Here is a 7,115-nt window from a genome sequence, read left to right on the forward strand (position 1 = left end):
CCGGCGCCCCGGCCATGCCCCGTACCCCCGACGATATCCGCCGGCTCATCGCCGCGTGGCAGGCCGTCAACACCACGTCCGTGGACTTCGTGGACCAGGCCGGCGGTGGAGACCCCGCTGCCCTCAATCAGCAGCTCGGGCGGTTGCGCGACGCGCTGGACGGACTGCCGGACGGCATGCCGAACAAGGACGCTCTCGAAGGGCTGATGGCCTTGCTGCTCAGCGTGAGCGACGGCGCCGGCGGCACCCTTCAGGACCAGGCGCTCGGTCTTGCGCACACCGCGACGATCACCGACTACTTACGGCGCCAGTCGGAGAGCTCGATCCCCATGGCCGACGGCTTCGCGCTCATGGCGGATGTGATGGGCCTGCTGACCGAGGTCCGCACCGCCGGGCAGGCCGAGGACGAGGAACGGCTCCGCGACCTCCTGCCCAAGGCCGAGGCCCTGGCCGACACCGTCCCCGAGGACCACGACTTCCGCTTCATAGCCCTCATCGCCCGCGCCATGGCCCGCCTCATGCTCGGCCGGCTCACCATGGACAGGGATCTGCTCCTGCGCGGCCTCGCGGACTTCGAGGACGGCAGGACGGCCGCGCGGAACAGCAGCCTCCCGATCGGGCACGAGGAGCTGGAGGCCCTGGTTCCCGACCTTGCGACCCTGCGTTCCTACCTCACCGACGACACGACGACGATCATCCCGGACCAGGACGTACCACCACCGGACGCCCCCGCCGATCAGCTGCACACCGCCGCGAACCGGCTCGGCATGCGCTACGGCTTCACCAAGGACCCGGCGGACCTCGAGGCCGTCATCACCACGCTGGAAGGGCTCCGCGAGCACATCCGGCAGGGCCGGGCCCCGCGCGTCGCGGCCGAGTCCCTGTGGTCGCTCGCCGACTCCTATCGCGCCCGCTGGCACCGGGAGCAGAGCGAGTCCGACGCGGACGCGGCCACCGACGCGGCGAACGAGGCCCTGGTCACCCTGGCCGCGGACGTCCTCCTTCAGCACGGCGCCGAACACCGCCTGACCACCGCCCGCAACGGCGCCTCCCTCGGCGTACGGGCCGCCCTGTGGGCCGCCACGCACGGAAGGGTGGCCGACGCGGTCGCCGCCCTGGAGCTGGGCAGGGCGCTGGTGCTGCAGGCGGCGGCCACCTCCCGGACCGTACCGGACCTGCTGGAGGAGCGCGGCCATCCCGAACTCGCCGCCGCCTGGCGGGGGTCCGGCGCCGCCGACAGCACCGAGCTGCCGGGCGAGCTCCCCAGCACCCTGCGCCGGCAGGCTCTGGACGCCCTCGGCTACCGGGAGCGGGGCGGCCTGCTGGGCACCCCCACCTTCCGCGAACTGGCGGACGGCGTGGCGCAGGCCGGTGCGGACGCGCTGATCTATCTGGTCCCCGGCAGCGAAGGTGACGGCGAGGCCCCGGGCATGTTGCTGGCCGTAGGCCCCGAGATCGGCATCGGCGTGGGCGCGCTGCCCATGCTGTCGGAAGCGGGCAGCGCCCCTCTGGAGCGGTATCTGGACGCGGCTGACGCCCGCTCCCGGAAACGGGACGAAGAGACGGAACGGGCCTGGGAGGAGGCCCTGTCCGAGCTGTGCGACTGGGCGTACGAGGTCTTCGTCCATGTCCTCGCCGGGCTGGAGGAACATCTCCCGGGCGACGCGGCCGACCGCCGTACGCCCCGGGTCGTCCTGGTCCCCTGCGGCCGCCTCGGGATCGTCCCCTGGCACGCGGCCCGCTTCCCCACAGGCGCCCCGTACGACTACCTCTGCCAGGCCCTGGTGATCAGCTACGCGGCCTCCGGCAGCCAGTTCCTGCGTACGGTGAAACGCGCGCCACGCGATCCGATCGCGGCCCCGGCCATGGTGGCCGACCCGAGCCTCTCGCTGATGTATGCCGAGCAGGAGGTCCTGGAGCTGCGCAACGCCTTCTATCCGGGGGCGCGGCTGTACGGCGACTTCGGCACCCTCCCGCCCGACTCGGTGCCGACCGGCACCCCCGACCAGCTGCTGGCCCTCCTTGCCCAGGACCACTCGATGGTCCATCTGGCCACCCACGGGCTGGCGGGGGTACGGCCGACGGAGTCGGCCCTGCACCTGGCTCCCACCGACCCCGGCGAGGAGATCGGCCGGCTCACCGTGACGCGGCTCCTCGACCGGCCGCAGGCCGCCGAAGAGGCGGCGTCGGACGGCCCGCTGATCGTCCTGAGCGCCTGCCAGACCGATCTGAGCACCCGTGACCACGACGAGGCCCTGACCCTCACCACGGCGTTCGTCTCGGGCGGCGCGCGTGATGTCGTGGGGTCGCGGTGGACCGCCCTGGACAGCGCGACGACCCTGCTGATGGCGGTCTTCCACCACCATCTGCGGGCCGGGCTCAGCCCCGTCGACGCACTGCGGGCCGCGCAGCTGTGGATGCTCGACCCCGATCGGAAGGACCCGGGCTGTCTGAGCGACACGGTACGGCACGACGTCCGCCGCCCCGACCTCCAGCGGCCCGCCCTCTGGGCCGCGTTCATCCACCAAGGCCACCCCGGCCAGGGAAAGGAGACCGTATGACCTCGGGTGAGGACAGCGGGACGAGGGTGCTCGGCCTCATCGGCGAACACCTCGACAGCATCCGCGCCCAGCTGACCGATGAGCAGTACCAGCTCCTGCTCACCCGGCTGCGCGCGCTCGCCGACACCCCGCCGGACGACTCCAGGGCCGTACGCCGGGCCTTCCAGGCCGTACGCCTCTGCCTGGTGCCGCTGCCGTTCGACCATCCGGTCCGCGAGGCGCTGGACTCCGTCCGGCTCGTCGCCACGGCACCTGTCAGCCGCCCGGTCGTCCTGCGGACGCGGGATCTGCTGGCCCGGCTCACGGCCGAGCCGCCACGGCCCCCCGACACCGCGGCCGTCATCGCCGCCGTCGAGCGCAGACTGCTCCGCACGCCCGCCCTCTCGGCCGCCGAGGTCCGCGGCCGGTACCGCGGTTCGGCGCCGCCACCCGAGCTGATCCGGTTGGCCGACCCCGACCTCGGCGACCGCTACCCGGAGTTCCAGTTCAGGCCCGGGGGCGGAGCACCGTACGAGGTGGTCCTGGAGGTCAACCGGGTGCTGCTCGCCGACGCGGATCCGTGGGGAGCCGCCGACTGGTGGCTGAGCGGCAACGCGTGGCTGGGCGGCGGGCCGCCCGTCGCCCTGCTCGGCGTCCGGCCGGACCGCGAACTGGTGGGCGCGGCCGTCGCGTTGGTGGAGGGGGACTGATGCACGAGGAAACCGTGTCGCCCTCCGCGTACCGCTTCCGGCCGCACTGGGAGGTGCTGCCCGCCGGTACCCAGCTGTGGCGGATGCACTCGTCCCGGTTCGCGGCCGGGGAGTTCAAGCCGTTCGACCCGAAGGATCGCTCGCCCGGCCGCTTCCACGGTACGCCGGAGGACCCGTACCCCTGTCTGTACGCGGCGACGGACGCGGAGACCGCTCTCGCCGAGACCTTGCTGCGCTCGGTCGACTACGACCTTGAGATCGGCATGCGGCTCATCCTCTGGGCCCAGGTCCGGGGCAAGTCGCTGGACGTGGTGCGGACCCGGTGCGAGCTGAAACTGGTCTCGCTGTGTTCCGGAGCGGCCCTCGCCGCCGTCTGCCAGGACAACCGTCTGCTGGAGAATGAGGGAAAGGAGCACTACGAGCGCACGCGCCTCTGGGCGCGGGAGATCCGAGCCCAGGCGCCCGAAGCCATGGGGATGATCTGGGGTTCGAAGCGCAACCCGTCACAGCGGGCCCTGGTGCTCTTCGGAGACCGCCTCACGGACTGCGCGGGCGGGCCGCTCGAAGCGCTGCCGTACCGCAGCATCCCCGACCTCGGCTCCCCGGATGGCATCAAGGAGGCCAACCAGCTGCTGGAACCCCTCCGTTCGGCGATCAAGGAGCCGCTGCACCGCTGAGCCCGGCACCCTGCCCGACACCCTGACCGCCGCTCGCTTGTCCCGGTGTGACACGTGGTGCCATCGTTGGCGGCATGCCACCACCGTCTCTCGACCATGCGTCGATTCTCGGCGAATTGCAGGAGGTCCGACGGGCGGGGCTGCTCAGGCTGCGCGGTCGGGAGCTGCCCGCCCTGGAGTCGGCCGCGGCCTCTTCGGCGACCGCGCGCACCCGCGAGGGTGCCGTGGAGGCGCTGCTCCGCCACGCGGTGGAGCGGCTTGACGCGGGCACGTTGCGGACCGCCGCCGAGTACACGCTGGGCCTGGCCCAGGGCACCCGGGACTGGCCGGCGTCCTCCCGCCGGGCCCGCGCGGCCGAGGTGTACCGGGTGAGCGAGGAACGCTTCCGCAAGCACCACGAGGTGATGGTGCTCGGCCAGGTGGCCGAGCACATCGTGGAACTGGTGGAATTGACGAGGGGCGGCGACGACGAGCCGGGCGAGGGCGACTGGGAGGGTGACACCCACCGGTTCGTGGACGTCCTGGCGGGCGATCGGACCGTACGCCTCACCCTCCACATCCACCCCGTCGACCTGCTGCGGGACGTGGACGTGGTGGTCTCCCCGGCCAACACCTACTTCGCGCTGCCCGAGCCGTACAAGTCCTCGGTCTCCGCCTCGTTGCGCCGGGCCGCCTCCGTGCGCGGGGTGACCGGCGACCTGCTCGACGACCCGGTCCACGAAGAGCTGCGCATATGGGCGGCGCGGCAGGGCACTTCGGGGCGGCCGGTGGTTCCGGGCACGGTGGCGGCGACCGGTTCGGGGGCCATGGCCGAGTACGGCGTACGGCGGATCTACCACGCGGCGGTGGCCGTGCCCCGGGCCGGCACCAACGACTACGACGTGCTGCCCGCCGACGTCACCCGCGCCACCTCGCGCGCGATCGCGCTGCTGGCCGAGGAGCGCGACCGGCACACCCCGCCGCTGCGCTCGGTGTGCTTCCCGCTGCTCGGCTCCGGGCGCGGCGGGCTTCCGTACCGGGTGAGCGCGGCGGCCGTGTGGAGCGCCGTCGAGGCGGAACTGGCGCGCGGGGCGCGCTGGGACGTGCACTTCGTGGTACGCACCCCGGAGGCGGCCCGCGTGGTGGAGCGGATCCCGGCCAGGACCCGCCCGGGGCGCGACCAGTCTGCGCCCGGCCGATCCGTTTGACTGGAAGGGCGGGCCGCTCAGGTGGGGTGCCACGGGGGAGCCTCCCCCCTGGGCGGCTCGCGCCACCGAAGCCGTTGATCTCGACACGGTGTCGATTCACGTAAGGATCACGCATGTGGGTGTTGGCGTCACATACCGTGGCCGTATGACCAGGGGGATGGTTGAGTGGGCGCACGGCTGCGCGGGTCGCACGGTGACCTGGCCCGCCCCGGATGCGTATGTACTCGTCGACGGTGTCCTGCTGCGCATGGTGCCCGAGCCGCCCGGCCTGCCGCCGGGTACGGCCGTCACCGTGCGCCACGATCCCGAACGGCAGCGGCTGGTGGCCCATGCCGACGGCACCGCCGACAGCACCGGGGCGGCGGCCGTATGAGCGTCCATAGCATCGAGTTCGGGGCCGGGTTCGAGGAGCGGCAGCCCGTCGTCCTCCTCCTCGACACCTCCGCGTCCATGGGCCGCCCCGAGGAACACCCGCGGATCGACGAGCTGAACGGCGCGCTGACCCGCTGGTTCGACGGGGTCCGCGGGCAGGAGCGGCTGCGCAACCGGGTGGAGGTCTGCCTCATCACCTTCGACTCGGCGGTGCGTGTTCACGACCCCGGTCCGGGCCGCCTGGTCCCGGTCGAGGAAGCCGACGCCGACCGGGTCTTCGTCCCGGTGGACAGCATGCGCCCGCCCACGCTGCGCGCCGAAGGCCTGACCCGGCTGACGGAAGCCGTGGAAGCGGCCCTCGAACTGGTCCGCACCCGCTACCGCACCCTGCAACGGCAACGGGTGCCGGTCCGGCGTCCCTTTCTGTGGGTCCTGACGGACGGCGCACCGAGCGACGCCCAGGGCCGCCCGCTGGACGCGACGGCTCTGGCGGGTACGGCGGGGCGGGTGCTCGAGGGCGAGGAGCAAGGGGAGTGGGTCTTCCAGGTGATCGGGGTACGCGGCGCCGACCTGCCGATGCTCCGGGTACTGGCGCCGAAGGCCACGTCCGCGTTGGAGAACCTGGACTTCGGCCGGATCCTCGACCTGCTCTTCCAGAGCACGGACGACAGCAGCCCGGACCGGACCGCGGACCTCATCCACCAGGACATCGACGACCGCGCCGCCCGGCTCGCCCGCATGGAGAGGCTGGAGAGGGACCTCCGGTGATCGTCGCGGGCGTCTCCGTCCAGGGCACCGCTCATCTCGCCGCCGGGCAGGGCTGCCAGGACGCGTTCAAGGCGATCGACCTGGGCGATACGGCGGTCCTGGCGGTGTCCGACGGCGCGAGCAGCCGCGACCGCAGCGCCCTGGGCGCCCATATAGCGGTCGACGCGGCCTGCCGCCTGCTGACGGAGGACATCCCGGGCGCGGAGGAGACGCCGGAGGCGTGGACCCGGTGGATCGCGGGGCGCGGGCAGAGGGTGGTCGAGGAGTATTTGCGGGCGGTGTCGGGGGTGTTGGGCACGGAGCCGGGTGCAGCGGAGCCCGGCGCCCTGGCGGCCACCCTCACCGCGGCGGTCGTGGCCCCGCCCTGGGTGGCCTTCGTCTCGATCGGGGACGGCTTCGGCACCCTTCTGACCCGCGACGAACGCTGCCACCTGGTCCTCCCCCCGCCCACCGGTCCACCCGTCTTCCTCTCCTCGCCCGGTGCGGCCCTCCGCATCCGCACCTTCGTCGCCTGGGAGCCGGAACTCGGCGGAGTGGTCCTGGCCACCGACGGCTGCGCCGCCCTCACCCTCGACCACCCCTCCGTCCGCCAACTCCCCCCAGAGACGGGCCCCTTACCGGCCGAGCGCTTCTTCCTCGGCCTCGCCGCCACGCTCCGCCAGAACCACGGAGACGCCGAGCCCCTTCGGCATCGGCTCTCCGGGCCGGAGGCCGGCCGGACCGGTGACGATCTGACCGTCCTGTGCGCTCTCGTCGAAGGGGGGTGACCGTGGGACTGACAGTGGTGTCCGGCAGCGGACACACATGGCGGCTCACCGAGCAGATAGGCAGCGGCGCGGAGGGGGCGGCCGTCGTCGACGC

The 7,115-nt window shown here is 73.1% G+C and carries 7 protein-coding genes; all 7 read left to right on the forward strand.

Translation table 11 applies throughout. The annotated features are described in order from the left end of the window. The coding region (locus tag CCN51_RS48525) for a CHAT domain-containing protein (protein WP_107426290.1) at positions 1 to 2,561 on the forward strand (2,561 nt) is incomplete at its 5' end. Further along, positions 2,558 to 3,250 (forward strand): hypothetical protein, encoded by a 693-nt coding sequence (locus CCN51_RS48530; protein ID WP_014173140.1) that lies wholly within the window; start codon positions 2,558 to 2,560, stop codon positions 3,248 to 3,250. The genes CCN51_RS48525 and CCN51_RS48530, both read left to right, overlap by 4 nt. Next, on the forward strand, positions 3,250 to 3,927 hold the full coding sequence (locus tag CCN51_RS48535) for an RES family NAD+ phosphorylase (protein WP_014173139.1): 678 nt from the start codon (positions 3,250 to 3,252) through the stop codon (positions 3,925 to 3,927). The genes CCN51_RS48530 and CCN51_RS48535 overlap by 1 nt, the downstream gene beginning before the upstream one ends. Before the next feature lie 74 nt (positions 3,928 to 4,001). Then, positions 4,002 to 5,114 carry a macro domain-containing protein gene (locus tag CCN51_RS48540; protein ID WP_043486011.1) on the forward strand — a complete coding sequence of 371 codons (1,113 nt, stop codon included), beginning with the start codon at positions 4,002 to 4,004 and terminating at the stop codon, positions 5,112 to 5,114. 145 nt (positions 5,115 to 5,259) lie between these two features. Continuing rightward, positions 5,260 to 5,487: a hypothetical protein gene (locus tag CCN51_RS48545; protein WP_238545258.1), complete on the forward strand. Its 228-nt coding sequence runs from the start codon at positions 5,260 to 5,262 to the stop codon at positions 5,485 to 5,487. Continuing rightward, a complete protein-coding gene (locus CCN51_RS48550) occupies positions 5,484 to 6,254 on the forward strand; it encodes a vWA domain-containing protein (protein WP_014173136.1) in 771 nt (256 codons plus the stop codon). The genes CCN51_RS48545 and CCN51_RS48550 overlap by 4 nt, the downstream gene beginning before the upstream one ends. Next, positions 6,251 to 7,021 carry a protein phosphatase 2C domain-containing protein gene (locus CCN51_RS48555; protein ID WP_014173135.1) on the forward strand — a complete coding sequence of 257 codons (771 nt, stop codon included), beginning with the start codon at positions 6,251 to 6,253 and terminating at the stop codon, positions 7,019 to 7,021. The genes CCN51_RS48550 and CCN51_RS48555 overlap by 4 nt, the downstream gene beginning before the upstream one ends. Positions 7,022 to 7,115 lie beyond the last annotated feature (94 nt).

Origin of the sequence: Streptomyces milbemycinicus (genome assembly GCF_002154605.1) — a bacterium.
Classification (GTDB): Bacteria; Actinomycetota; Actinomycetes; order Streptomycetales; family Streptomycetaceae; genus Streptomyces; species Streptomyces milbemycinicus.